General features: G+C 38.7%; 1 protein-coding gene. It reads right to left on the bottom strand.

Going from position 1 to position 622, the window contains the following annotated elements; translation table 11 throughout:
* The coding region (locus tag ACEN31_RS11600) for an IS30 family transposase (RefSeq protein ID WP_407109485.1) at nt 1-622 on the bottom strand (622 nt) is incomplete at both ends.

The raw sequence follows: 622 nt of genomic DNA, 5'->3' as shown, positions 1-622 counted from the left end.
GACGTGTATTTAATTTCGTTGCCCAACCTTGTATCTCTTCATCAGTTGCATCTGTCAAATCAACACCTTTCGGTGAGTACTCTCTAAGGAGTCCATTTGTATTCTCATTAGATCCTCTTTGCCAAGGGGCATGAGGATCTGGAAAATAAATTTGCGTATTATTTAATTCCTCAGTCAATCGGGCGTGTTGACTGAATTCTTTACCACGGTCAGGTGTAATGGTTTTACAAAAATTAGAATCAATACCTTGTAGTAATTTAATCATTTGGTCAACTACCGGCTTAGAAGCTTTCTTCTCAGATTTACCGATTAGTAATAACCTAGATTTTCTATCAACTAGCGTTACTAAGCACGCTTTACCAGTTTGACCTGCAACTGTATCTGCTTCCCAATGACCAATCTCAGTTCGTTCATTAGCGCTATCTGGTCGTTCATGAATCGTATTGGAGATAGGGATCTTTCCTCTTCTCTCTACGTGATTTTTAGAATGGCGTGTTTTACCTCTGTGTCTTAATTTACGGATAGCGCCTCGATTACCGGTTGATAAACCAGGCTCATCGAAGTCGCCACGATAAATTGCACGATAGATAGTATTATAACTGATTTTATTTTTGGAATTTTC

This window comes from Ruoffia sp. FAM 26255 (genome assembly GCF_045528525.1).
Classification (GTDB): Bacteria; Bacillota; Bacilli; order Lactobacillales; family Aerococcaceae; genus Ruoffia; species Ruoffia tabacinasalis.
The sequence above is the reverse complement of the archived record's forward strand: the minus strand, read 5'-3'. Positions and strand labels throughout refer to the sequence as shown.